At 65.8% G+C, this 23004-nt stretch carries 20 protein-coding genes; 6 read left to right on the top strand and 14 right to left on the bottom strand.

Annotated elements, in window-relative coordinates; translation table 11 throughout:
* Positions 1 to 39 precede the first annotated feature (39 nt).
* Positions 40 to 816, top strand: coding sequence for an alpha/beta fold hydrolase (locus tag PXJ20_RS13135; RefSeq protein WP_421032176.1), 777 nt, complete (start codon positions 40 to 42; stop codon positions 814 to 816).
* A gap of 76 nt (positions 817 to 892) precedes the next feature.
* Here the strand turns inward: PXJ20_RS13135 and PXJ20_RS13130 are convergent, their stop codons facing one another.
* The 3 genes from PXJ20_RS13130 to PXJ20_RS13120 all read right to left on the bottom strand — a co-directional run bounded on the left by PXJ20_RS13130 (position 893) and on the right by PXJ20_RS13120 (position 3670).
* Positions 893 to 1861, bottom strand: coding sequence for a LysR family transcriptional regulator (locus PXJ20_RS13130; protein ID WP_126877209.1), 969 nt, complete (start codon positions 1859 to 1861; stop codon positions 893 to 895).
* Positions 1862 to 1952: 91 nt separating this feature from the next.
* Positions 1953 to 2849: an SDR family oxidoreductase gene (locus tag PXJ20_RS13125; protein WP_421032175.1), complete on the bottom strand. Its 897-nt coding sequence runs from the start codon at positions 2847 to 2849 to the stop codon at positions 1953 to 1955.
* A 50-nt stretch (positions 2850 to 2899) separates the two neighbouring features.
* On the bottom strand, positions 2900 to 3670 hold the full coding sequence (locus tag PXJ20_RS13120; protein ID WP_421032174.1) for a glucose 1-dehydrogenase: 771 nt from the start codon (positions 3668 to 3670) through the stop codon (positions 2900 to 2902).
* A 105-nt stretch (positions 3671 to 3775) separates the two neighbouring features.
* On the opposite strand from PXJ20_RS13120, the gene PXJ20_RS13115 reads away from it, so the two are divergent.
* Positions 3776 to 4702 (top strand): LysR family transcriptional regulator, encoded by a 927-nt coding sequence (locus PXJ20_RS13115; protein WP_421032173.1) that lies wholly within the window; start codon positions 3776 to 3778, stop codon positions 4700 to 4702.
* Positions 4703 to 4757: 55 nt separating this feature from the next.
* On the opposite strand, the gene PXJ20_RS13110 is transcribed toward PXJ20_RS13115, so the two are convergent.
* A complete protein-coding gene (locus PXJ20_RS13110; protein ID WP_421032172.1) occupies positions 4758 to 5591 on the bottom strand; it encodes a hypothetical protein in 834 nt (277 codons plus the stop codon).
* Positions 5592 to 5951: 360 nt separating this feature from the next.
* On the opposite strand from PXJ20_RS13110, the gene PXJ20_RS13105 reads away from it, so the two are divergent.
* Complete coding sequence (locus PXJ20_RS13105) at positions 5952 to 6896, top strand: Acg family FMN-binding oxidoreductase (protein ID WP_421032171.1); 945 nt, start codon at positions 5952 to 5954, stop codon at positions 6894 to 6896.
* 86 nt (positions 6897 to 6982) lie between these two features.
* Here the strand turns inward: PXJ20_RS13105 and PXJ20_RS13100 are convergent, their stop codons facing one another.
* The gene (locus tag PXJ20_RS13100; RefSeq protein ID WP_421032170.1) at positions 6983 to 7315 is read right to left on the bottom strand and encodes a DUF2322 family protein; all 333 of its coding nucleotides are present in this window, start codon (positions 7313 to 7315) and stop codon (positions 6983 to 6985) included.
* A 61-nt stretch (positions 7316 to 7376) separates the two neighbouring features.
* Positions 7377 to 7790, bottom strand: a complete 414-nt coding sequence (locus PXJ20_RS13095; RefSeq protein WP_017775545.1) for a CBS domain-containing protein — start codon at positions 7788 to 7790, stop codon at positions 7377 to 7379.
* 223 nt (positions 7791 to 8013) lie between these two features.
* On the opposite strand from PXJ20_RS13095, the gene PXJ20_RS13090 reads away from it, so the two are divergent.
* Entirely contained in the window at positions 8014 to 8673 is a 660-nt protein-coding gene (locus PXJ20_RS13090; RefSeq protein ID WP_421032169.1) for a glutathione S-transferase family protein, read from the top strand.
* 117 nt (positions 8674 to 8790) lie between these two features.
* Here the strand turns inward: PXJ20_RS13090 and PXJ20_RS13085 are convergent, their stop codons facing one another.
* The 5 genes from PXJ20_RS13085 to xylA form a co-directional block, all read right to left on the bottom strand.
* Positions 8791 to 9972: a sugar ABC transporter permease gene (locus PXJ20_RS13085; protein WP_017775543.1), complete on the bottom strand. Its 1182-nt coding sequence runs from the start codon at positions 9970 to 9972 to the stop codon at positions 8791 to 8793.
* Positions 9969 to 11555 carry a D-xylose ABC transporter ATP-binding protein gene (gene xylG, locus PXJ20_RS13080; RefSeq protein WP_017775542.1) on the bottom strand — a complete coding sequence of 529 codons (1587 nt, stop codon included), beginning with the start codon at positions 11553 to 11555 and terminating at the stop codon, positions 9969 to 9971. Before xylG ends, PXJ20_RS13085 begins: the two co-directional genes overlap by 4 nt.
* Positions 11556 to 11673: 118 nt before the next feature.
* Positions 11674 to 12711: a D-xylose ABC transporter substrate-binding protein gene (gene xylF / locus PXJ20_RS13075; RefSeq protein ID WP_017775541.1), complete on the bottom strand. Its 1038-nt coding sequence runs from the start codon at positions 12709 to 12711 to the stop codon at positions 11674 to 11676.
* 96 nt (positions 12712 to 12807) lie between these two features.
* Positions 12808 to 14286 carry a xylulokinase gene (xylB, locus tag PXJ20_RS13070; protein WP_017775540.1) on the bottom strand — a complete coding sequence of 493 codons (1479 nt, stop codon included), beginning with the start codon at positions 14284 to 14286 and terminating at the stop codon, positions 12808 to 12810.
* 54 nt (positions 14287 to 14340) lie between these two features.
* On the bottom strand, positions 14341 to 15663 hold the full coding sequence (gene xylA, locus PXJ20_RS13065) for a xylose isomerase (protein WP_126877219.1): 1323 nt from the start codon (positions 15661 to 15663) through the stop codon (positions 14341 to 14343).
* Positions 15664 to 16031: 368 nt separating this feature from the next.
* Here xylA and PXJ20_RS13060 point away from each other — a divergent pair, with 368 nt between their 5' ends.
* A complete protein-coding gene (locus PXJ20_RS13060; RefSeq protein ID WP_026121609.1) occupies positions 16032 to 17240 on the top strand; it encodes a XylR family transcriptional regulator in 1209 nt (402 codons plus the stop codon).
* Between the two features lie 75 nt (positions 17241 to 17315).
* Positions 17316 to 18395 (top strand): aldose epimerase family protein, encoded by a 1080-nt coding sequence (locus PXJ20_RS13055; protein WP_421032168.1) that lies wholly within the window; start codon positions 17316 to 17318, stop codon positions 18393 to 18395.
* 58 nt (positions 18396 to 18453) lie between these two features.
* Here PXJ20_RS13055 and PXJ20_RS13050 read toward each other — a convergent pair whose 3' ends face one another.
* From PXJ20_RS13050 to PXJ20_RS13040, 3 genes are all read right to left on the bottom strand, one after another.
* Positions 18454 to 19665 carry a diguanylate cyclase domain-containing protein gene (locus PXJ20_RS13050; RefSeq protein ID WP_421032167.1) on the bottom strand — a complete coding sequence of 404 codons (1212 nt, stop codon included), beginning with the start codon at positions 19663 to 19665 and terminating at the stop codon, positions 18454 to 18456.
* Between the two features lie 312 nt (positions 19666 to 19977).
* Positions 19978 to 21165, bottom strand: coding sequence for a GGDEF domain-containing protein (locus PXJ20_RS13045; protein WP_421032166.1), 1188 nt, complete (start codon positions 21163 to 21165; stop codon positions 19978 to 19980).
* 398 nt (positions 21166 to 21563) lie between these two features.
* Entirely contained in the window at positions 21564 to 23003 is a 1440-nt protein-coding gene (locus PXJ20_RS13040) for a polysaccharide pyruvyl transferase family protein (RefSeq protein ID WP_421032165.1), read from the bottom strand.
* Between the last annotated feature and the right edge of the window lies 1 nt (position 23004).

Here is a 23004-nt window from a genome sequence, read left to right as displayed (position 1 = left end):
GCGTCCACGGTTTGGCACATCAAGAAAGGGAGCATCGCCATGCACATTCGGACAAGCGGCACGACCATTCACGTAAGGCAACAGGGAGACGGCGACCTCGCGCTCGTGTTTCTCCACTATTGGGGCGGCTCGTCTCGCACGTGGGATATCGTCGCCAACGAACTCAAGAGCCGCTACAGGATCATCGCAACGGACCATCGCGGCTGGGGTGAGTCGGACGCGCCGGCGCACGGCTACGCCCTTGCCGATCTGGCAGACGATGCGGAGGAAGTGATCGAAGCCCTGAACGTGCGGCGTTATGTCGTGGTCGGTCATTCGATGGGCGGCAAGGTCGCGCAACTGCTGGCATCGCGTCGGCCCGCGGGGCTGCTGGGGCTCGTGCTGGTCGCGCCGTCCCCTCCTTCGCCCATGGCCCTTACCGACGAACAGCGCGCCGCGATGACTGCCGCGTACGATTCGCGCGAATCGATCGAGTGGGTACTGGACCATGTGCTGACTGCGAAGCAGCTTGCGCCCGAGCTTCGCGAACAGGTCATTGCGGATAGCCTGCGCGGCGCGGCGCAGGCCAAGGCCGCGTGGCCCAACGCCGCGATGCTGGAAGACATCACCGCCGACGTCGCGTCCATCGACGCGCCGGTGCTCGTGATTGCAGGCGAGCGCGACCAGGTGGATCGCGTCGAGACATTGCAGCACGAATTGCTGCCTCGCCTTCGCGGCGCGCGTCTGCATGTATTGCCGGACACGGGGCACCTGTCACCGCTCGAAGCACCGTATGAACTTGCGAGCGTGATTGAAGCATTCGTTCGCGAGCGGTAACAGCGACTTGGACTTCACGGCGCGAGCCGTGAGCGTGGCGATTCAACGCGTCTTCACGCGAGGCCCGCTCGTGCGTCTACGGGTCAACTCGATCAACGCGGCCACGCGAGCGCTTCGTGCCGCTCTTGCGCGGCCGCGCGACGCTGTCCCAAGGCGGTTCGTCCCCGAATGCCGCCACGAGATGATCGATCAGGCTTCGAACCTTCAGCGGCATGTGGCGCGCGCTCGGATAAACCGCCTGAATCACCAGTTCGGACGTGCTGTATTCGGGCAGCAACGCAACGAGGTGCCCCTGCGCGATCTGTTCTCCGAACACGAATGTCGGACCGTAGACGATGCCTGCGCCTGCAAGCGCCGCATCAAGCAGCATCTGCGTATTGTTTGCCGCCATCCGGCAAGGGCCATCAATGACATGCGCACGGCCCTTCGCATCGACCAGCGTCCAGTCTCCAACGGAAACGGCCTCGCTGAACGTGAGCCGCGGCGCCTGCCGCAGATCGTGCGGCGTACGCGGCGTACCGTACCGCTCCAGATACGCCGGTGACGCACAGATCACCATTCGACACGGCGCAAGGCGCCGCGCAACGAGTCCTGAATCGGGCAGGCGTCCAATTCGTATCGCCACGTCGACGCCCGCTTCGAGCAGATCGACATAACGGTCGCTCAACGACACTTCGACGTTGACGTGCGCATGCGCTTCCAGATAGCGCGCCAGAACCTTGCCAAGATGCATTGCGCCGAACGTGACGGGCGCGGCAATACGCAGCACACCGCGGGTCGTTCCTTGCGCGTCGCTGGCTTCGCGGTTGGCCTCGTCCCAGGCGTGCAGAATCTGTTTGCAGCGCTCGTAATAGCGCGCGCCGATATCAGTGAGACTCAGGCGGCGCGTGGTGCGGTGGAGCAGCCTCGCGTTGAGTTCCGACTCGACGGCACTCACGTACTTGCCCGCCATCGCGGCGGATAAACCAAAGCGTCGCGCGGCCGCGGCAAGGCTGCCTTCCTCGACCGCGGCGACGAATACTCCCAGGGCAGTCAGCCGGTCCATTCGTTCCTCTATTCGATCGCATCGTGACGGGAGCCGTGAGCATAAACCAGTCGCCGCGTGGGACAAAGGCGCAAGGCACGAAGGGACAGCGTCAATAGCGGCGCGGCCTCAGCAATTCCGACAGGCCCACGCGATGCAGCATCTCGGCCCTCAGCCGGTCGAGCACGGCGAAGCCTACGTCCGCGCCGTCTTGCGTCGGGTCCACGTGCACGCGGAACGGCCGCTGACCGAACGGCGCGTTCACGATATCGACCAATGCCTGAGCGACGAGCGCCACGTCGGCGTGCGGCGGTACGATCGCGGCGAAGGCCTTCTGGATACGCTCGCCCAGCCCCGCGTTCGGTCCGCTCTCATAGGCCTCGAGCACCTGTTCGTCGGCAGGACGGCCGGCATGCGCGAAGTGATTCGTGCCGGAGGTGAAAGCGCCCGGCACCACGATCGAGGTCTCGATACCCCAGCCCGATAGCTCGCGCGCGTATTGAACCGCGATCGAATCCATCGCCGCTTTCGCCGCGAAATAAGGCGCGAGATACGGCGGTGTGCCGCCCGCCGAACTGCTGCTCGACACCCATACGAGCAGGCCGCGCTTCTGCTTGCGCATCTGCGGCAGCACCGCTCGATTCACGCGCTGCGTACCGAGCACGTTGATGTCGTAAAGCTCAGCGTATTGCTCCGGCGTGAACGCCTCTGCCGGTCCAAAGGCCATGTGGCCCGCGTTATGAACGATGACGTCGATGCGGCCCTGCTCGCGAGTCACCTGGGCAATGCCTGCGTCCACGGACGCCTGCGAAAGCACGTCGAGTTCGACAGTGCGCAGATCGACACCGTGCTCCGACGAGAACTGCGCCACCTGCCCGACGACGGGCGCGTTGCGCCCCGCCGTGTCGCGCATCGACGCGTAGACAATGTGGCCGGCTCTTGCCAGCGCTTCGGCGCTCAGGCGTCCAAAGCCGCTCGATGCGCCAGTCACGACGATGACGTGTTTCATGTTGGCTCCTTGATTTGCGACGGGTTCGAATGAAGGGAAGTGGCTCGGCGTTAAACAATGCCGCCGTTCACACGCAGCGTTTGGCCGTCGATCCAATCGGCCGCGCTGCTCACGAGAAACGCCACCACCGACGAGATGTCCTCGGGTTGACCCAGACGTTCGAGCGGCGGCATCTTCGCGAGCCGTTCGACCTGCTCCGGTGTCTTGTCCTTGAGAAAGAGTTCGGTGGCCGTGGGTCCGGGCGCGACCGCATTCACGGTGATGTTGCGACCGCGCAGTTCCTTCGCGAAGATGTTCGTCATCGTTTCGACCGCGGCTTTCGTGGCGGCGTAGACGGAATAGCCCGGCGTGGCGAGTTCCTTGATGCTGCTGCCGAAATTGACGACGCGCCCGCCGCTGCGCAGCTTCTTCGCGGCCACGCGCAATGTGTTGAAGGTGCCCTTCAGGTTGATGGCGACGAGCCGGTCGAACAGCGTGTCGTCGGTATCGACCAACGGCACGAGGCCCGGCTGCATGATGCCGGCGTTGTTCACGACGATATCGACGCCGCCGAACAACGTGATGGCCTGGTCGAACATCGCGGCAACCTGGGCCGGCACAGCCACGTCGGCTTGAACGGCGGCAGCGCGACCGCCTGCGGCTTCGATCTCGGCGACAACTGCTTGTGCGTCGGCCGCGCGGCCCGCGTAATTCACGACGATGGCGATGCCGTCCGCGGCGAGGCGCTTCGCGATAGCTGCGCCGATGCCGCGCGAGGCGCCGGTGACAATTGCGACCTTCGATGCAAGCTTGACTGCGTTGGTGCTGATTTGTGTGCTCATGGTGGTTCCCCGTTCGGGTGGGTAGTGACGCGATGGGTTCATCATCGTCTCGACCTGCCTACGACGGAAGCCGCATAGCCGTCATATCGCTTATACTCAACGCGTATGACCCTCTTCGACGACCTTACCCTGCTGCGAACCTTCGTCTCCATCGTGGGGAGCGGCAGCATCTCCGCGGCGGCGCGCAAGCTACACCTGAGTCAGCCCACGCTGAGCCGTCAGTTGCGCGCGCTCGAAGACCGGTGCGGCGCACCGCTGCTGCGCCGTGACACGCACCGCATGAGTCTCACCGACACGGGGCATCAATTCCTCGCGGACGCACAGGCGCTACTCGCGCTCGCAGAGGAATCCGAACAGCGGCTGCGCAACGACCAGAGCGAATTGAGCGGCAATATCCACATGTTCTCGACCATCGACTTCGGTCAGTCCGCCGTGAGCCGGCTCATCAGCAGCTTCATTCAGGCGCATCCAGGCGTGCGCATCGAACTGGGCTATTCGAACCGGCCGCTGCACATGATCGAGGAAGGCTGCGACGTAGGCATCCTGGCGGGCACGCTGACCGACGATCGCGTGGTGGCCCGCTCGCTCGGCGAGATCGCGCGATACGTCGTCGCGTCGCCGTCGTTTCTGAAGGATCACAAGATTCGCGGCACGCCGGAATCGCTCGGCAAGCTGCCGTGGATCGCGCTGTCCAGCCGGCAGTTCGGCGGTTCGCGAGACGTCACGCTGCACTCGGGCAATGCGACGCACACGCTACAGATCGAGCCCGTGTTCGTGACGGAAGGCGTAACGAGCATTCGCGAATCGGTGCGCATGGGACTCGGCATCGCGGTGTTGCCGGAATGGCTTGTTGAGGAAGACCTGCTCTCGGGACGACTCGTGCGAATTCTGCCGAAGTGGCATGCAAAGCCTCTTCCCGCGCAGATCATTTTCCCGGTGCAACGCCGGCTGCCGTTTCGCGTGAGGGCGTTTATCGAGTTTGCGACCGAATATATGCGGACGGTTTTGAAGACGACGGACAACAAGCGGTAACGTGGCGAATCCCGGTGTGGCGCGCTCGTCGATGCGCGCAACGCAGCATGCGAAGTCACCCGCGCGTCATTCGCCGCAAGCGCATCACGTGCAACCGGTGGCTGAGGCCCTTGAACATGCTGCGCTCGTGCGGGTCGCCGAAATGCAGCAGCACGGTGCAGCGGACACGGGACGGCGCGCAGGCCTGATTCGCATGCAGCGAACGCATACCCCAGAAAAAGTACAAATTCCCCGGCGTCAACGTGACGACCTTCGCCGACAGCCATTTCCGGACAAACGCTAAACGCCACACGGGCGCGAGCAGCTTTTCGATCAATAGCTTTTCGAGAATGTTCACGACCGACGATCGCCTTGCATTGCGCAAGTTCGGAAACATCACGAGATGGCCCGGCGGCTCGCCCGGGTCGCACGGAATCAATACCGGCAGCAGGATCGAGACGACATACGAGTCGTAGTGGAAGTTGCACGAGTGACGCCGCCCCTGCTCACCAGCCAGTACGCGCATGACGGGCAAGATCCGGTCGCTGGGCGGCGACACACCCATCTTGAGCATATAAAGCTGGCGTAACAGGGCGAGCAGTTCGACGTCGTCGAAAAGCGGGCCCAGGCAGGTATTCACGCACCACGCTGCGCCGTTGAAGGCGAAGTATTTGAAGCCGTCCTGTTCGATCAGTTCGGATACCGCGCGGCGCAGCTTTGCCAGTACGGACGCCGACACAACGTCGTTCAGCACGCCGAACCCGGATTCGTCCATCGACACCGCGAGCGCGCGAGCGCTCTGCGCGCTGATGGGGGCGAAGTCGCCACGCTCAGGGTATTCATCTAACGCGGTCATCGCAGTTCTCGTCTGTTGTTTTGAATATCGGCCCACCCGCCATACGAAGCACACTAAAGGGAAAATCTGTCGTATTCCGTGCGCCCGCGTACAGTAATCGAAATAATCAGATTGCTTAAAAACGCATTAAAAGCGCTTTAAAGCCGTCATGCCGGATAAATAAAACTCCTGTCCCGATTGATTCAGGTCAACGGCAACGGCGCACGCGTGGCATAGGTTCCGATAGCGCAGAACGAACCAGTCACCACCACGCACGGGGAAGCGAACATGAACAGGCGTACTTTCTTCCTCGGCGCGGGGGGCGGCTTGATGCTGGCTGCCGGCGCGACGGCGTGGATGTCGTCCACGGGATCGATGGCCGATTACGACGCCTACGCAGGGCACCTGCGTGCAGCGCCCGTTGTGCCGCCCAACATGCGCGACGTCATCCGCTACGCCACGCTTGCCGCCAACAGCCACAACACGCAGCCCTGGCGGTTTCGCGTCGGCGACCGGTTCATTGAGATTGCGCCGGATGTTTCGCGCCGAACGCCCGCGGTCGACCCCGACGATCATCATCTGTTCGTGAGCCTCGGATGCGCGGCGGAAAACCTCGCTATCGCGGCGACCTCGCTGGGATGGCCCGGTGAACTCCAGATCGCGCCGGACGGAGACCTCATACGCTATGCCTTCGTCAAGGGGCCGATGATCGCGAGTCCGCTCTACGCAGCCATTCCGAAACGGCAATCCACCCGCGCCGAATACGACCGACGCTCCGTTCCTGCCGCGCACCTTGCGCTCCTGGAACAAACGGCCGACACCTCCGGCGTTCATCTGGCTATCCTGACCCATCGCATGGATATCGACCGAATGAAGGAACTCGTGGTTGCCGCCAACAGCGCTCAAATGGCGGACATGGCGTTCATGCGGGAGTTGAAGCAGTGGATCCGGTTCAATCCGCGCAGCGCCATGACGTCAGGCGATGGCCTTTTTTCGGCGGCAAGCGGCAACCCGGCGCTGCCGGACGCCATTGGACGGTTCGCGTTCGATCGGTTCTTCAACGCGCGCAGCGAAAGCGACAAATACGCACGTCAGGTCGATTCTTCAGCCGGCGTCGCCGTGTTTGCCGGCGACCGCGAAGACAAGGCGCATTGGATCAGGGTGGGCCGCGCTTGCCAGCGCTTCGCATTGACTGCGACGAGCCTCGGCATCAAGGTGGCCTTCATCAATCAACCTGTTGAAGTGGCGCGGTTCCGTCCTGAGCTGGCGGGTCTTGTCGAGATGGCCGGGCACCGCCCCGACATCGTCCTGCGCTTTGGCTACGGGCCGACGCTGCCGTTTTCTCCCCGCCGGCCCGTGGAAGCGGTGCTGATTCGATAACGCGCGGGATGGGAAGCGGCCGGCGCAGCGGCATCACGCAAGGTCGTGTGAAGGCACGGCAGCCGCGTGTGAGGCCTGCGCGAACCTCACGCCCCTCTCACCACCCCGATACTCAACGCCTCCGCGCCCGCCGCGATCGCCAGCAAACGGTCCACGTTCGGATGTGCCCCTGGCCGCTTGCGTGCGTCCTCGGTGTGTTCGGCGAATACGGCGAGTCCGTGCTCGGCGGCCCTGGCGTCCAGCGTGCCGAACACCGTTTGCAGGTAGTGGTAGACGGCCACCGATCCCTGCTTGCCGGGCACGTTGTCGATACTGGCCACCACCGCGCCCTTGCCGTCGATCAGATCGATGCGCGTGATGCCTTCAATGCCCGGCAGGCGGGCGAGGTTGTCCTTGAATACGTTGCCTGGTTGAATCACTGACTACACTCCGTGGGTCTGAAAATTCGAAACAGATGAGGGAATATCGGGCAGCGACCTCTCACTGCGCCGCGCGCGGCGCCAGCGCCCGCAGTACGTCGCGCCAGCTTACGATTCCCACGGGCCGCATGCCGTCGCGCACGATGGGAATGCACGACACGCCCTTCTCGAGAAATATCTCGACGGCCGCTGAAACGTCCGCGTCCGGGCCCAGCGTCACGGGCTTGCGGCCCATAATCTGGTGCACGCGCCGGTTCAGCGTCGCCACGTCGCGCGGCGCCTCCACCACGCTGTCGATGAACGGGCTTAACGCGCGCAGCAGGTCGCGGTCCGAGACAACGCCCTGCAATTCGCCGTCTTCCACCACGAGCACGTGATGAAACTTCGCCGAATCGAAGATGTGTTTGACAGTCGCGAGGGTGTCGTCGAAGCTCACCGTCACGACGCGTGTGGTCATGATTTCCCTGATTTCCATGAGTGGTCCCCTGTGCCGCCGATGCTCGCCGCGCCTCTAGCCGTGCGGGCGCATCGCGATGGCGCGAATAATAGCGCGTTCCGGGTCGGCCCAAACAGGTCGCGTTCCAGAAAGAAACGCGTGGCGCGATGTCGATTCCCGCCCGGCTCGTTCGTCGTCCATGAGAAGCGGCTGATCGAATCCGTCGACGCCGCACTCCCTGAACCCGACACGGTGAACCGCCATGCCCCTGGAACTCTATGCCCACCCCTTTTCGTCATACAGCCAGAAGGCGTTGATCGCGCTCTACGAGAACGGTACGCCCTTCGAATGGCGCCCGCTCGGGCCCGAGCATCCCGAGAACGGGCAAACGCTTGCCACGCTCTGGCCGATGCGGCGCTTTCCGCTGCTCGTGGACGGCGAACGTGTCATCACAGAAGCCAGCATCATCATCGAGTACCTGCAGCTCAACTATCCCGGCCCCGTGCGCCTCTTGCCCGACGACCCGCACGCGGCGCTGGAGGTGCGCGGCATGGACCGCTTCTTCGATAACTACGTTTCCACGCCGCAGCAGCGAATCGTCTACGACAGCCTGCGGCCGGAGGCGGAGCGCGATCCGCGCGGCGTGACGGACGCGCGCGCGATGCTCGACACGGCGTACGCCTGGCTCGACAAGGTCATGGCAGAACGCGAATGGGCCACGGGCGACGCGTTCAGTCTTGCGGACTGCGGCGCCGCGCCTTTCCTGTTCTACGCGGACTGGACGCATCGCATCGATGCGTCGTTCGCGAACGTGATCGCCTACCGGAAACGGCTACTCGCGCGGCCGTCGTTTGCGCGTGCGGTTGACGAAGCGCGTCCGTACCGGCCGCTGTTTCCGCTCGGCGCACCGGATCGCGATTGAAGGGGGAGAGAGAACGTGCGACCGCCGCGCGCCAGGACACGAGCGCGGGCGGCAGCCACAAACCAGAAAGCGGGATAGCCTGGAAGGCAGAACTCCGGAACGGCGGCAAAACAACAATCAACGCCGGTTCGACCCCGACACCACATCGATCCATACCGCGAGCACGAGGATGGTGCCCTTCACGATCATCTGCCAGTACGCATCCACGTCGAGCATCGACATGCCGTTGTCGAGGCTCGCCATCACGAGCGCGCCGATCAGCGCGCCGTAGACAGTGCCCGAGCCACCGCGCATCGACGTACCGCCGATGAAGCACGCCGCGATCGCATCGAGTTCGCCCATCGAGCCCGCCGAAGGCGAGCCCGCCGCGAGCCGCGCGGTGTTCACGATCCCGCCGAACGCGCACATCAGGCCCATCAGCGCGAAGATGGCGAGCTTCACGCGGTCGGTGTTGACGCCCGAGAGCCGCGTGGCCTCCAGGTTCGAGCCCACCGCATAGATGCGCCGGCCGAACACGGTCTGCGTGGCGATCCACGTAAAAATGCCGAGCAAAGCAAGCAGCAGCAGCACCGGCACCGGAATACCGCCGTACTGGTCGAGCATGGCGACGAACGCGAGCAGCACGGCGCCCGCCGCGACCACCTTGGTCACGTCCTGCCACATCGGCACCACGGCAAGCTGATAGTGCTGCCGATTACGCCGGTTGCGCACCGTGAGCAGCGCCACCACGGCGAACAGCACGACCGCGAGCGTATCGCCCACCACGCGCGGCAGGTAGCCCTGGCCGATGAACACGAGGTTGTCGGAAACGGGCGCGATGGTGGAGCCGCCCGTGATGCCGAGCAGGATGCCGCGATACGCGAGCATGCCGCCCAGCCCCACGATGAACGACGGCACGCGCCGCCACGTGGACCACCAGCCGTTAAACATGCCCACCAGCACGCCGAGCACCATCACGGCGGGCACGGTCGCGGCCACGGGCCAGTGATGATTCACGTCGAGAATCGCAGCCACGCCGCCCAGGAGACCGAGCAGCGATCCGACGGAAAGGTCGATCTCGCCCGCGATGATGACGAACACCATGCCGCACGCGAGCATGCCCGTGATCGACATCTGCCGCAGCAGGTTCGAGACGTTGCGCGGCGTGACGAACGCACCGTGCGTGAGCACCGAAAAGAATATCCAGATGGCCGCCACCGCGAGCAGCAGCGCGAGCACCTTGTAGCGCGCGAACAGTTGCTTGATGCGTTCGGCGCCATACGGCGACGGCGCGGGCGATGAAGTGAGGTCGGGAGTCATGCTGCACTCGCTCCGGTATGAGTGATGAACGGACCGGCGCCGGCCGCTTCGGCTGGGCGCCGCGCGGGCTGAATGGCCGCGGTGAGAATGCGTTCCTGCGTGAGGCCGTCGTTGACGAAGTCGCCGCGCAACTCGCCTTCGCCGATCACGAGCACGCGGTCGCTGATGCCCAGCACTTCGGGCAACTCCGACGACACCATCACGATCGCCATGCCGCGCTTCGCGAGTTCGAAGATGAGCCGGTAGATCTCGTACTTGGCGCCCACGTCCACGCCGCGCGTGGGCTCGTCGAGAATCAGCACCTTCGGCTCGGTCATCAGCATCTTCGTGAGCACGGCCTTTTGCTGGTTGCCGCCCGAAAGGCTCGCAATGGAAAGCATCGGGTGCGCCGTGCGGATCGACAGGCGCCGGATCTGCGCGTTGATGGCGTCGAGTTCGGCTGCGGCGTCGATGCGTCCGCGCTTTACAAAGCGCTCCAGCACCGCAAGCGTGATGTTGTGCCCCACGCCGAGCGCGGGCACGATGCCGTGGCGTTTGCGGTCCTCGGGCACCATCGCGATGCCGGCGCGAATCGCGTCGAGCGGCGAGCGCACCTTGAGCGGCTTGCCTTCGAGTATCACCGTGGCGCTGCTCGTGCCCGGATATGCACCGAACACGGCCTGCATGAGCTCCGTGCGCCCTGCCCCCACCAGCCCGGCCACACCCACAATCTCGCCGCGCCGCACCGCGAACGACACGTCGTCCACGCGCTTTCTGCGCGGGTTGGTGACGTCGAAGCACGTGACGTTGCGCGCCTCGAACACGACCTCGCCCACCGTGTGTTCTTCACGCGGAAAGAGCTGCGTGATCTCGCGGCCCACCATCATCTGGATGATGCGTTCGGTGGTGAGCGTGCTCATGGGCGCCGTGCCCACGTGCCGGCCGTCGCGGATCACCGTAATGGTGTCGCACACGGCCTCCACTTCGTCGAGCTTGTGCGAGATGTAGACGCATGCCACGCCGCGCCGCTTCAGGTCGCGCACGATGTCGAGCAGGATGCGCGTTTCCGACGCCGTGAGCGACGACGACGGCTCGTCCAGAATCAGCAGCTTCGCGCGCTTGTTGAGCGCCTTCGCGATCTCGATGAGCTGCTGGTGGCCGCCGCCGTAGTTCATGACGGGCTGCGCCACGTTGATGCCTTCTATGTTGAGGCTGCGCAGCAGTTCGTCGGCACGTTGATACATGGCCGCATAGTTCATGCGGCCGCCCGGCAGCGTGATTTCGTTGCCGAGGAAGATGTTCTCGGCCACCGAAAGCTCGGGTACGAGCATGAGTTCCTGGTGGATGATGACGATGCCCGCATGCTCCGTATCGCGCACGTTCGCGGCTTTGAGCGGCTTGCCTTCCCAGAGGATCTCGCCTTCCCATGTGCCGTGCGGATACACGCCCGAAAGCACCTTCATGAGCGTCGATTTGCCGGCGCCGTTCTCGCCGCACAGGCCGACGCATTCGCCGGCATGCACGGTGAGATCGATGCCCGACAGCGCCTTGACGCCCGAGAAAGCCTTGACGATGCCACGCATCGTCAGCAGTGGTTGCTCCATTCGCTTTTGCCTCACTGAGGGGATACGACAGCAGCATCAGGCTCGCTGCAGGCACGCAACGGCGCGCCTGCAGCGAGTGCCTGCCCCCTGCCCGCTTATTGCCTTGCTTATTGCCTTGTTATTGGCTCGCGAGTTGTGCCTGCGTATAGAAGCCGTCCTTCACCACCACATCGACGTTGCTCTTCGTGAGCAGCGTGGGTTGCAGCAGGACCGTATCCACCTTCTTCTTGCCGTTGTCGTACTGCGCGTTGTACGCGGGCTTTTCGCCCTTCGCGAGTTGCACGGCGAGCTTCGCGGCTTCGCCTGCAATCAGCTTGAGCGGCTTGTAGACCGTCATGGTCTGCGTGCCCGCGATCACGCGCTTCACGGCGGCAAGATCCGCGTCCTGGCCCGAGACGGGCACCTTGCCCGCCAGGTGTTGCGCGGCCAGCGCCTGGATCGCGCCGCCCGCGGTGCCGTCGTTCGAGGCGACCACGGCGTCGATCTTGTTGTTGTTCGCGGTGAGCGCGTCTTCCATGATGCGCAGCGCGGTGGACGCACTCCACTCCGGCACCCACTGCTGGCCCACCACCTTGATATCGCCGCGATCGATAGCGGGCTTCAACACCTTCAACTGCCCTTCGCGCAGCATCTTCGCGTTGTTGTCGGTAGGGGCGCCGCCCAGCAGGAAGTAGTTGCCCTTCGGCTTCGCGTTATAGACGCCCTGCGCCTGCAGTTCGCCCACCTTCTCGTTGTCGAACGAGATGTAGGCGTCCACGTCGGCATCCAGAATCAGGCGGTCGTACGACACCACCTTGATGCCGGCCTTCTTCGCTTCGGCCACCACGTTGCCGAGCGTCTTCGAGTTGAACGGCACGATCACGATCACGTCGACGCCGCGCGAAATCAGGTTTTCGATCTGCGAGATCTGGCGCTCTTCGCTCGCATCCGCGGACTGCACGGAAACGGTGGCCCCCAGCTTCTGCGCGGCGGCCACGAAGTAGTCGCGGTCGCGCGACCAGCGCTCCACGCGCAGATCGTCGATGCAGAAGCCGATTTCGGGATGGTCCTTGCTCGCATGCGCAAGCGGTGCGACGAGCGACAGACTCGCGGCCATGGCGGTGCATAGCAGCGAAGCCAGAACGGAACGACGGGTAGCACGCAGTACGGGTTTCATGTCTCACTCCTGTTTATGGTCGTTGATGTAATGCCGTCTTGCGGCGCCGCGCGGCCCTTCGCGCGACGCGTTACTGCTTCTTCACCGCTGCGGTGGTTACGCCGTCGCGGCGAACACCGGCTCCAGCGCGCGATACAACGCACGAAACACGGGGCGGCGCGTGTCGCTGTACCACGCGTGGCGGCTCGCGTTGGGCTCGCGCACCGCGGTAACGGGCGGCGTGGGACACACCGCTTCGAGCGACGCACCCGGCTCCACGGCGAGATGCGCGAGGCGCGCCGCGCCTAGTGCCGGACCCACCTCGCCGCCGGCGCGCAGCGTGAGCGTGCGGCCCGCGATGTCGGCGAGCATCTGCGTCCAGTACGGGCTGCGCGAACCGCCGCCCACCAGCGTGATCTCGTCGGGCACGAGGCCGGCCGCATGCAAGGCGTCCATGCCGTCGAGTAGCGCGAACCCGACGCCTTCCAGCGTAGCGTTGGCGAGGTCGGCGCGGTTCGTGTCGGGCGTCATGCCGTGATACACGCCGCGCGCGTTCACGTTGTTCCAGGGCGTGCGTTCGCCGCTCAGATACGGCAGGAACCAGGGGTGCGCACGGCCCGCATGCGCCTCGGCATCGGCGAGCAGCGCGGCTACGTCGGCGTAGCCCGTCAGGCGCGCGCAGAAGTCGAGACAGCCCGCCGCATTGAGCATCACGGACATCAAGTGCCACGTGCGCGGCAACGCATGACAGAAGCTATGCACGGCCGACGCGGGATTCGCGAGAAAGCCGTCCGACACCGCGAAATAGACGCCGGACGTACCCAGCGACAGCATGGCTTGCCCCGGTTTCACGATGCCCACGCCCACGGCGCCCGCGGCGTTGTCGCCGCCGCCCGCCGCCACCGGCACTTCGCGCAGCCCCCATGCGCGCGCAAGCTCGGGCGTGAGCGTGCCCGTCACGCGATTGCCTTCGAACACGTCCGGCATCTGCTCGCGCGAGAGTCCACACGCGGCGAGCAGCACGTCGCTGTAATCGCGCTTCGCCACGTCGAGCCACAGCGTGCCCGCTGCATCGGAGGGATCGGTCGCGAAACCGCCCGTAAGGCGATAGCGCAGATAGTCTTTCGGCAGCAGCACTTTCGCGATACGCGCGAAGCAATCGGGCTCGTGCTTGCGCACCCACAGCAGCTTGGGTGCCGTGAAGCCCGGCATCGCGAGGTTGCCGGCGATCTGATGCAACTGCGGCACCGCGGCTTCGAGTTCGACGCATTCGGTATCCGAGCGGCCGTCGTTCCAGAGAATCGCGGGGCGCAGCACGTCGCCGTTCGCATCCAGCAGCGTGGCGCCGTGCATCTGGCCCGTAAGCCCGATGGCTTCGATGCCGGCGCGCTCGATGCCGGCTGCCTGCGCCTGCGCGAGCAGGTCTTCCATCGCCGCGGTAGTCGCGGCCCACCAGTCGTGCGGCGACTGCTCGGACCAGCGCGGCTGCGGTCGCGACACGGCGAGCGCATGCGTCGCCGTGCAGCGCACGTGCCCGTCGCGGTCGAGCAGCACGGCCTTTACGCCCGACGTGCCGAGGTCGATGCCGATGAACATGGTGTCTCGCCCAGTGTCTTGTTTTGCCGCGTGCGGATTCGCGCGCGGAGCGTCTCAACGCACGCCGTAAATGGCCTGGTTCACGATGTTCTCGAGCTGCTCCTGGCGCCCGCTCACGTGTACGGGATGAATGCCGCGCTGCTGCGCCTCGGCCGCGAGGCTTTGCAGCGTGTAGCCGCCCGAGAGAATCTTGCGGCCGAACTCCGTGTCCCAGCCCGCGTAGCGTTGCTGCCTGAACTGTTCGAGCCGGTCGTTCTCCACGAGCGCCGCCGCGCGTTCCAGCGCGAGCGCGAGCAGGTCAATGGCGCCCACGTGGCCGTAAAACAGGTCTTCGGCGTCCACGCTCTGGCGGCGTACCTTCGAGTCGAAGTTCATGCCGCCCGTGGTGAATCCACCATGACGCAGGATCTCGTAGAACGCGAGCGTCATTTCTTCGACGCTGTTGGGAAACTGGTCCGTGTCCCAGCCGTTCTGCGGGTCGCCGCGGTTCGCATCCACGCTGCCGAAGATGCCAAGCGCAAACGCCATCGCAATCTCGTGATGGAACGAGTGACCCGCGAGCGTGGCGTGATTCGCCTCGATGTTCACGCGAATTTCGTTCTGCAATCCGTACTGGGTGAGAAAGCCGTGCACCGTGGCCACGTCGTAGTCGTACTGGTGCTTGGTGGGCTCCTGCGGCTTCGGCTCGATGAGGAGCGTGCCCTTGAAGCCGATACGGTGTTTGTGCTCCACCACCATGTTGAGAAAGCGCGCGAACTGCTCGCGCTCGCGCACGAGGTCGGTGTTGAGCAGCGTGTCGTAGCCTTCGCGGCCGCCCCACAGCACGTAGTTGTCGCCGCCCAGCTTGTGCGTGGCGTCGAGCGCGTGGCTCACCTGGGTCGCGGCATACGCGAACATCTCGGGGTTCGGGTTCGTCGCGGCGCCCGCGGCGTAACGCGGATGCGAGAACAGGTTGGCCGTGCCCCACAGCAGCTTCATGCCGCTGTCCTGCTGCTTGCGCGCGAGGTAGTCCGTCATGCGCGCGAAGTTCTCTACATAGTCGCGAATGTTCTCGCCTTCGGGCGCGACGTCGGTGTCGTGGAACGTGTAGTACGGCACGCCGAGCTTCGTGAAGAACTCGAAGGCGTGGTCGGCCTTTTGCTGCGCGCGCTCCATGGCGTCGCCCGGTTGCTGCCACGGGCGGTGAAAGGTGCCTTGCCCGAAGATGTCGACGCCGGGCCACACGAAGGTGTGCCAGTAGCAGACGGCGATGCGCAGATGCTCTTCCATCGTCTTGCCGAGCACGCGCTTCTCGCGGTTGTAATGGCGATAGGCGAGCGAATGCTCGGACTGCGGACCTTCGTAACGGACGGGCGGGATGTGCTCGAAGTAGGACATGGCGTCTCCATTGTCATGTTGCGCCGCAGCGGTCACAGCAGGTGCGGCACGGCGCGCGTTGGGCATGAGGTGGACATGCCGTGGGCGCCGTTCGATAAGGTGCGGCCATGCTGCCAGTGCAGGCCCGCCGCCGACAATTGCGAAATTTCACAGCGCCCGTGATGTTTCCCGCCAAACGTCATCGCCATGTTCGGCACGAATGCGCAAGACGCCTAAAATAGCCAGACGCTTAAAACCGCCGGACGCTTTGCTTGTTCCTGCCGGGCAGGCAGGTCAACAGGTAAGGCGAAACCAGGAACCGGACAAAGACAGGAGACAAGGGTGAGCCGCGCGCTGTGCTTCAGTTCGCGCCGTGCCCATCCACCATCATGCCGAGCACGATCCGACACCCGACGCCCCAGAAGACGCACCGCATCGCGCTGCTGTTCAATGCGAACAAGGTGTACGACCGCGAGATCATCACAGGCATTGGCGACTATCTGCGCTCCACGCGTGTGGCGTGGGATCTCTTTCTGGAAGAGGACTTCCGCTGCCGCCTCGCGGGCATCGAGCACTTCGACGGCGACGGCATCATCGCGGACTTCGACGACCCCGCCGTATGCGAAGTGCTCGCGGACTGCACGCTGCCGCTCGTCGCGGTGGGCTCGTCGTATGAAGACGCTGCCCAGTACCCGCCGAACCTGCCGTACATCGCCACCGACAACGCCAAGCTGATCTCGCTCGCCGTCAACCACCTGCTGGGCGCGGGGTTGCAGCACATGGCCTGCTACAGCCTGCCCGAGTCGCCCACCAACCGCTGGGCGCAGCAGCGCGAACTCGCCTTCGAGCGGCTCGCGCAGGCCGAAGGCATGGAAGCGGAAATCTATCGCGGCCTGACCACCAGCGCGCCGGACTGGAACCACGCCACCGAGCAACTCGCGGCCTGGCTCGAACGCCTGCCGAAGCCGGTCGGCATTCTCGCCGTCACGGACGCCCGCGCGCGGCACCTGCTCCAGGCGTGTCTGATCGCGGGCATTCCGGTGCCCGAGGAAGTGGCGATCATCGGCATCGACAACGATCCGCTCACGCGCACGCTGACGCGCATCCAGCTTTCGTCAGTAATTCAGGGCACCGAAGAGATGGGCCGCACCGCCGCGCACCTGCTGCACAAGATGCTGCACGGCGCGCGCTTTCCGGGCCACCGCGTGCTCGTGCCGCCGGTGGGCATCAACGTGCTCGAATCGACGAAGTACCAGCCGCTCGCGAGCCAGTACGTGAAGCGCGCGCGCCACTTCATCCGGCAGTACGCGTGCCAGGGCATTCGCACCGAACAGGTGGCCGACCACGTGGGCGTGTCGCGTTCTTCGCTGGAGGAATATTTTCGGCGTGAGATGCAGTGCACGGTGCACCAGGAGATACTGCGCTACAAGCTCGACGCGGCCAAGGCGATGCTCGTGAAGGGCGATGCATCGAGCGCGGAAGTGGCCGTGCGTTGCGGGTTCACGTCGCTGCAGTACATGTATGCCGTATTCCGCCGCGAACTGGGCTGCACGCCGCGCGAGTATCAGGAACGCGCGAGGTCCGCGGTGGCGCCATAACCGCCATAAGGGCCATACAGGGCCGCCCTGTCGTTGCAACCGTCCGTCCCTGTCTTATCCGAATCTGCAGACTCCATGATCCGAACCGCGCAACTGACTTCCGAACCCTGGGGCACGCTGCCCGACGGCGAGCCGGTCACGCTCTTCACGCTGCGCAACGCGCACGGCATGAAGGTGGCCATCAGCGACCTGGGCGCCACGCTCGTCTCGTGGCACGTGCCGGACCGTACCGGCCGCCTAGGCGACATCCTGCTCGGCCACGACACGCCCGCCGAATATCTCGCGAGCGGCGCCTACATGGGCGGACTCGTGGGCCGCTGGGCCAACCGCATCGCCAACGCGCGCTTCACGCTGGACGGCATCGAATACGCGCTCGACCGCAACGAGGGCAACAACCTGCTGCACGGCGGCTCGCACGGCTTTCATCGGGCGATGTGGGACGTGACGGAAGACGGCGACGCGCTCGTCATGCGCCTCGATTCGCCCGAAGGCGACGCCGGATTTCCGGGCAACGTGAGCGTGCAGGTGCGCTACACGTTCGACGACGACGGCACGCTCACCCTCGACTACGAGGCGCTCACCGACGCGCCCACGCCGCTCAACCTCACGAGCCACGGCTACTTCAACCTCACGGGCCAGCCCGGCACGGACATTCGCGGCCACGTGATGACGATCGACGCCGACGCGTTCTTCGAAGTGAACGCGGAGCTGATTCCCATCGAGCGCGCCGACGTGGCGGGCAACGCGTTCGACTTCCGCCACAGCGCGCCGCTGGGTGCGCGGCTCGACTGGCCGCATGCGCAGTTGGCCCGCGCGGGCGGCTTCGACCATTGCTACATCCTGCGCGAGCCTGCGGGCGCGGGCGCCGACGCGAATGCATTCACGGTGCGCGAGGTGGCGCGCGCCTACGACCCGGGCAGCGGGCGCGAACTCGTCGTGTCCACCAACGAGCGCGGACTGCAGTTCTATACGGGCAACTATCTGGAAGGCGAGCCGGGGCGCAACGGCACGGTGTATCGGCGGCACGCGGGCCTGTGTCTGGAGGCCGCGGCGTTTCCCAACGAGATCAACATGGAAAGCAGTGAGCGCGTCGTGCTGCGGCCCGGCGAGACGTATCGGCAGACCACCCGGTATCGGGTGGGCGTGGTGGACTGACGCGAAGACTGAGCCGCGCAAGAACCGCGGCCGCGCACGCCACCCGGCATGGCGTGTCTCAACGTCCCGCGTCCGTGGACGAGATGGATTCGGCGCCGGCTTCGGAAACCGACGGCCCCTGCCTCACGCCCCACCCGTCCTTCTTGCGCTTGCGCTTGGCGTCGTACATCGCGGCGTCGGCAAGGCGCAGGACGGCGTCGATGTTCGTGGCGTCGTCCGGCACGGTCGCCATGCCGATACTCGCGCCCACCTGCGCCGTGATGCCCGGCGCTAGCTCGAACGGCTTCGCGATCTCGCGCGCCATGGCGTGGGCGAACTGGTGTGGGCCGTCCTTGCCCGGGAACGCGGCGCCGTCGTCGAGAATCACGAATTCGTCACCGCCAAGGCGCGCCACGAGCGCGTGCTTGCCTGCCAGCGCACGCAGCCGTTCGGCTACCTGCACGAGCAGCGTGTCGCCGGCTTCGTGGCCGTAGGCGTCGTTGACGGGCTTGAAGCCGTCGAGGTCCAGATACAGCAGCATCATGCCGGGCTGCATGCGGGCGCCCGTCCCCCAGCCGTTGCGCGCGGCGTGGAAGAGACCGGTGCGGTTCAAGAGACCCGTGAGGCCGTCGTGACGCGCGCGCCGGTCGTTTTCGCGCTCGGCCTTCATGGTGGTGATAAGCATCGCGTTGAGGCGCCGCGCCGCCGCGCTCATCGCGAAGAGATAAAACGGAATCTGCACGAGCGTGAGCAGCAGCACCTTCTGGCCCGCCAGCAGCGCGCCGATGCAGCACGGCCCGAGCGACAGGAAGATCATCACGGCTACGAGGCGCGGCGCCGCGAAGTTGCGAAAACAGATGCCGCCCACCATGGCGGCCGCGGACAGGAACGAGAGCGTGGCGGCCACCCAGTCGCCGCTGATCGCACTCACGAACGCGCCATAGCCCACGGTGGCGCCCCAGAGCGGCGCAAGGCTGATGTAGAAGTCGGTGGGGGTCGGTTTGCCTTGCTTCGCGCGCTGCCGCGCGATCACGAGCACGGCCCAGCGCGTCGTGCACACGACGATTTCGGCAACGAGCCACAGGCGGAACAGGACAGTGGGATGGCGCGCCGCGAGCACCCAGGCGACGGCGATGGTATTGAACACGCCGCCGAAGAAGATCGGCATCGTGCCGAACAGCGTGCCGACCAGTTCGACGCGGATGTCGCGCGGCGTCTCCTGCCCCGGCTCGGTGAGCCACGTCGCCAGACGGCCACGCGGCAGCGTGTAGGTTTCGTTCGCGTTTTTCACCTGAGCTTCACCTGATGCACCCTGATGCGCTGGCGCGACGTCCTGGCGTCGTCCCGCTACGGTTGGGGAAAGCCGGTGGTCCACTTGACGACGCAGAAGCACAGGCCAGCGTGCCGCCGAATACGCTGGAGGACCTGCGGTTCACCCCGGCGCCGAGCTTCGGCCAGCGCCGCGGATAAGGGTGTGGCGCAACTCCATATCGGCACGACGCGGCAGAACTTTAGGCGAAGTTGGCGTGGGACGCAAACCCGCCCGCGGCCGGACACGGAGGGGCGCCGCCGCTGCTGCCGATGTCACCGCTCATCTCGTCCGTCATGTCGGCGACCCGAAGGCCGCCGGCTGCTCGAGCGGCGCTTCGTGCAGGCAGACGCGGTCACGGCCCGCGAGCTTCGCCGCGTACAACGCGCGGTCGGCACGCGTGGTCAGGCGATCCAGCGTCTCGCCCTGCTCGCGCATCGCGAGGCCGCCGCTGATGCTGTAGCGGCATGGGCCGGCGTCGGTGCTCACGGCGTGCCGGCTCGCTTCGCTGCGCAGGCGCTCGGCCACGCGCCGGGCGTCCGCGAGCGCCGTGCGCGGCAGCAGGATCGCGAACTCTTCGCCGCCCAGCCGCGCCAGTGCATCGTCGCGGCGCAGGTGGACGCGCGTGAGCGCCGCGAACTCTCGCAGCACGCTGTCGCCTCCAGCATGGCCGAAGGTGTCGTTGATCGTCTTGAAACGGTCCAGATCGACGATCAGGAGCGACAGCGGCGCGCCGTGCTGGTCCGCTTCGGCGAAGCACTTGCGCGCCATCGCCTGAAAGCCCGTGCGCGACAGCGCGCCCGTGAGGAAGTCGTGATTCACGGCCTTGCGCGCATCGGCCAGCAGTGCGTCGTGCACCATCAGCATCGCGCACATCGACATCACCGGCATGATGGCCGCGCCCACGCACAGCAGGATGACGTTGACGTTGGTGGTGAACATGAGCGGGCTCGACGCGCCCGGCAGCGCGCTGAAGTAGAGTCCGCGCGCCAGCTGGCAGAGCCCGAAGATCGTTGCCAGCACCACCGTCACCACGTACGGATAGCGCGCCCGATCGGCTTCGCGGTTGCGCACCACGAGAACGGCGGTCGCAAAGCAGATGGCCGCGGTGAAGAACGTGGAGACCATCACGCGCGCCGGGATGCTGTCCACGGCGTAGCGCCAGTACGCAAGCGCGGGAACGGTCGAAAGGGTAACGAGCAGCAGCCAGGACCAGCGCACGGGGCGCCCGAGAAAACGCGCGAATCCGGCGTACAGCACCGACCCCGCCAACGCCACGAGGAAGTTGGCCACCAGGACGGAAACAACATCGGAAATGCGGCCGCGCGCGAGCAGCAGTGGCAACGCGGCCGTGAGCACGGTGTTGGCGGCGAACCATTCGAGCACGCCCGGCACGCCGGAGCGCAACAGCGAGCCGAGCAACACGAGCATCAGCAAGCCGAAAAGCGCGGTGGAGGCGAGAGCGACTGAAACGGCGGCCATAGCGGGAAACAGACAAAGGGCGGATGCCAGCCTGCAGGTGCAGGATTCCCCTGAAGTTTACGGCCTGCGGCACGCAAACTTGAAGCGGGACCGCACGCAGACGTGCCGGCACCGTGCCGCGTGGACGGTGCCTGACCGCGTCAGCAAAAAAAACGCCGGCAGTGCCGGCGTAAAGAATTCTGACCCGGGGTGGTCAGTATTCCGAGGAAACATTCCGAAGAACGTTGATGACACGATACGCCGCCAGGCGCCGGGCCAATGCCTCGAAGTAGCGGGGTTCTCTGGCCGATTTCGCCCTTTCGGCGGCGCAGGGTGCGGTACCAGACGGTGTCGGACTGATCAGACGATTATGCGTTCGTACACGGCGTCGGGCCCGCCGGGATTACCGGTTCGAGGCTCTACCGCTGGCCCACGGCCGCCGCGAGCCATTCGCCCATCTGGTCGAGCCGCATCTGCTCGCGTCTTGCGAGCAAGGCGTAGGCGTCGCGCAGCGCATCGATGGCGGGTTGCGGCTGGCAGAGGCGCGCAAGCGCCCGTTCGCCGCCGTCCGGGTCCGTGCAGCGCGCGAACCAGCCGGGAAACCCGCCTTCGGTCAGCAGCCGGTCGATGCGCGCGTCCATCGAAAGACCGAACACCGGCACCCGGTTCGCAATCGCCACCACGGCCGCGTGGTAGCGTGTCGTCACCACGCGCGCGGCATGGGCCACGGTGCCTGCGACGTCGTCCAGCGTCGCGGTGCCCCGCGCCATGATCGGCACGTCGAAGGGCACGCGCGCCGCGATGGCCTCGCAGGCAGCCCGGTCGAGCCGCTCCATGGCCACCAGCACGGGCGGAAAGCCTTGCTTGCGAAAGCGTTCGGCCAATCCGGCGAAGCGTTCGACATAGGCCTCGTACGCCGCCTCCCGCGCGTCGTCCCACGTGTGGAAGTGAAACGGGCCGTAGCGCAGCGGGGAGCTTGCGCGCTGGGTGTCGAGCGCCTTCGCCCGCGCCACGTCCGCGGTGACGGGCCACCAGAACGGATTGTTCGGACACAGCGCCACATAGTTCGCCGGCAACGCCGCCACGCGCGCGGTGCGCACCGGCGTCCAGCTCCAGGCGCAGTCCGCGCCCGGCAGCGAGGCGATGTCGAGCGACGCCAGATGCTCGCGCGCCGCATCGTTGCGGCAGAAGATGTGCGCGCCTGTTGTTGCCGCCGCCCGCGCGAAGCGTGCCAGGGCGTCCGTCATCTCGCCGCTGTCGATGCCCCATGCGACGCCTCTGACCTGCGCATCGCCGTTCGCTGCGCCGGGCGCCCCGGCCGGCCCCACCGCCCCCGCCGCGCTCGCCAGCGCGACGCCGCCGATCAGCATGCCCGAGAGCGAGTCCGAGAATTTCGACGTGTAGGTGGACCCTTCCACGTTGAGCACGAGGTCGTAGTCGGGTATGGCGGCGGCGAACGCATCGGGCACGTAGGGCAACTGCACGGGCATGCGCGGGGTGGCGGCCAGCACCGGGTGATCGAAGAGATCGCCCAGTGCAAAGAGTTCGATCCTCAAGCCCTCGCCGCGGTCGTCGCGCTCGCCGAACAGACGTTGCAGGTGGCGGATGGTTTGGATGGTCCGCAGGTCCGCGCCCGTGTTGCCCGCGCCCGCGTAGCTCAACAGCAGCACGCGCAGCGCGCGGCCGGTGCGCGGTCGCGGGGAACGCGTGGGACAAGGCCGACGGCGGGCGGCCTCGATGCGCTCCAGCATGTCGTCCAGAAATACCGCGTCGGGGTCCGGCGCGTTGACATAGCGTTGCAGCGCGGCCATGGACCGCGTGGCGTCGTCGGCGAGAAACGAACTGAGCGTGGCCGTCATG

This window comes from Paraburkholderia sp. A1RI_3L (genome assembly GCF_048957895.1).
GTDB classification, from domain to species: domain Bacteria; phylum Pseudomonadota; class Gammaproteobacteria; order Burkholderiales; family Burkholderiaceae; genus Paraburkholderia; species Paraburkholderia kururiensis.
Note: the sequence above shows the minus strand (reverse complement) of the source record. Positions and strands in the feature narration are given on the sequence as shown.

What these genes read in the sequence shown, in the direction of transcription:
- PXJ20_RS13135 (WP_421032176.1), top strand. Translation starts at nt 40, where the DNA reads ATGCACATTCGGACAAGCGGCACGACCATTCACGTAAGGCAACAGGGA.
- PXJ20_RS13130 (WP_126877209.1), bottom strand. Translation starts at nt 1,861, where the DNA reads ATGGACCGGCTGACTGCCCTGGGAGTATTCGTCGCCGCGGTCGAGGAA.
- PXJ20_RS13125 (WP_421032175.1), bottom strand. Translation starts at nt 2,849, where the DNA reads ATGAAACACGTCATCGTCGTGACTGGCGCATCGAGCGGCTTTGGACGC.
- PXJ20_RS13120 (WP_421032174.1), bottom strand. Translation starts at nt 3,670, where the DNA reads ATGAGCACACAAATCAGCACCAACGCAGTCAAGCTTGCATCGAAGGTC.
- PXJ20_RS13115 (WP_421032173.1), top strand. Translation starts at nt 3,776, where the DNA reads ATGACCCTCTTCGACGACCTTACCCTGCTGCGAACCTTCGTCTCCATC.
- PXJ20_RS13105 (WP_421032171.1), top strand. Translation starts at nt 5,952, where the DNA reads ATGCGCGACGTCATCCGCTACGCCACGCTTGCCGCCAACAGCCACAAC.
- PXJ20_RS13095 (WP_017775545.1), bottom strand. Translation starts at nt 7,790, where the DNA reads ATGGAAATCAGGGAAATCATGACCACACGCGTCGTGACGGTGAGCTTC.
- PXJ20_RS13090 (WP_421032169.1), top strand. Translation starts at nt 8,014, where the DNA reads ATGCCCCTGGAACTCTATGCCCACCCCTTTTCGTCATACAGCCAGAAG.
- PXJ20_RS13085 (WP_017775543.1), bottom strand. Translation starts at nt 9,972, where the DNA reads ATGACTCCCGACCTCACTTCATCGCCCGCGCCGTCGCCGTATGGCGCC.
- xylG (WP_017775542.1), bottom strand. Translation starts at nt 11,555, where the DNA reads ATGGAGCAACCACTGCTGACGATGCGTGGCATCGTCAAGGCTTTCTCG.
- xylF (WP_017775541.1), bottom strand. Translation starts at nt 12,711, where the DNA reads ATGAAACCCGTACTGCGTGCTACCCGTCGTTCCGTTCTGGCTTCGCTG.
- xylB (WP_017775540.1), bottom strand. Translation starts at nt 14,286, where the DNA reads ATGTTCATCGGCATCGACCTCGGCACGTCGGGCGTAAAGGCCGTGCTG.
- xylA (WP_126877219.1), bottom strand. Translation starts at nt 15,663, where the DNA reads ATGTCCTACTTCGAGCACATCCCGCCCGTCCGTTACGAAGGTCCGCAG.
- PXJ20_RS13060 (WP_026121609.1), top strand. Translation starts at nt 16,032, where the DNA reads ATGCCGAGCACGATCCGACACCCGACGCCCCAGAAGACGCACCGCATC.
- PXJ20_RS13055 (WP_421032168.1), top strand. Translation starts at nt 17,316, where the DNA reads ATGATCCGAACCGCGCAACTGACTTCCGAACCCTGGGGCACGCTGCCC.
- PXJ20_RS13045 (WP_421032166.1), bottom strand. Translation starts at nt 21,165, where the DNA reads ATGGCCGCCGTTTCAGTCGCTCTCGCCTCCACCGCGCTTTTCGGCTTG.
- PXJ20_RS13040 (WP_421032165.1), bottom strand. Translation starts at nt 23,003, where the DNA reads ATGACGGCCACGCTCAGTTCGTTTCTCGCCGACGACGCCACGCGGTCC.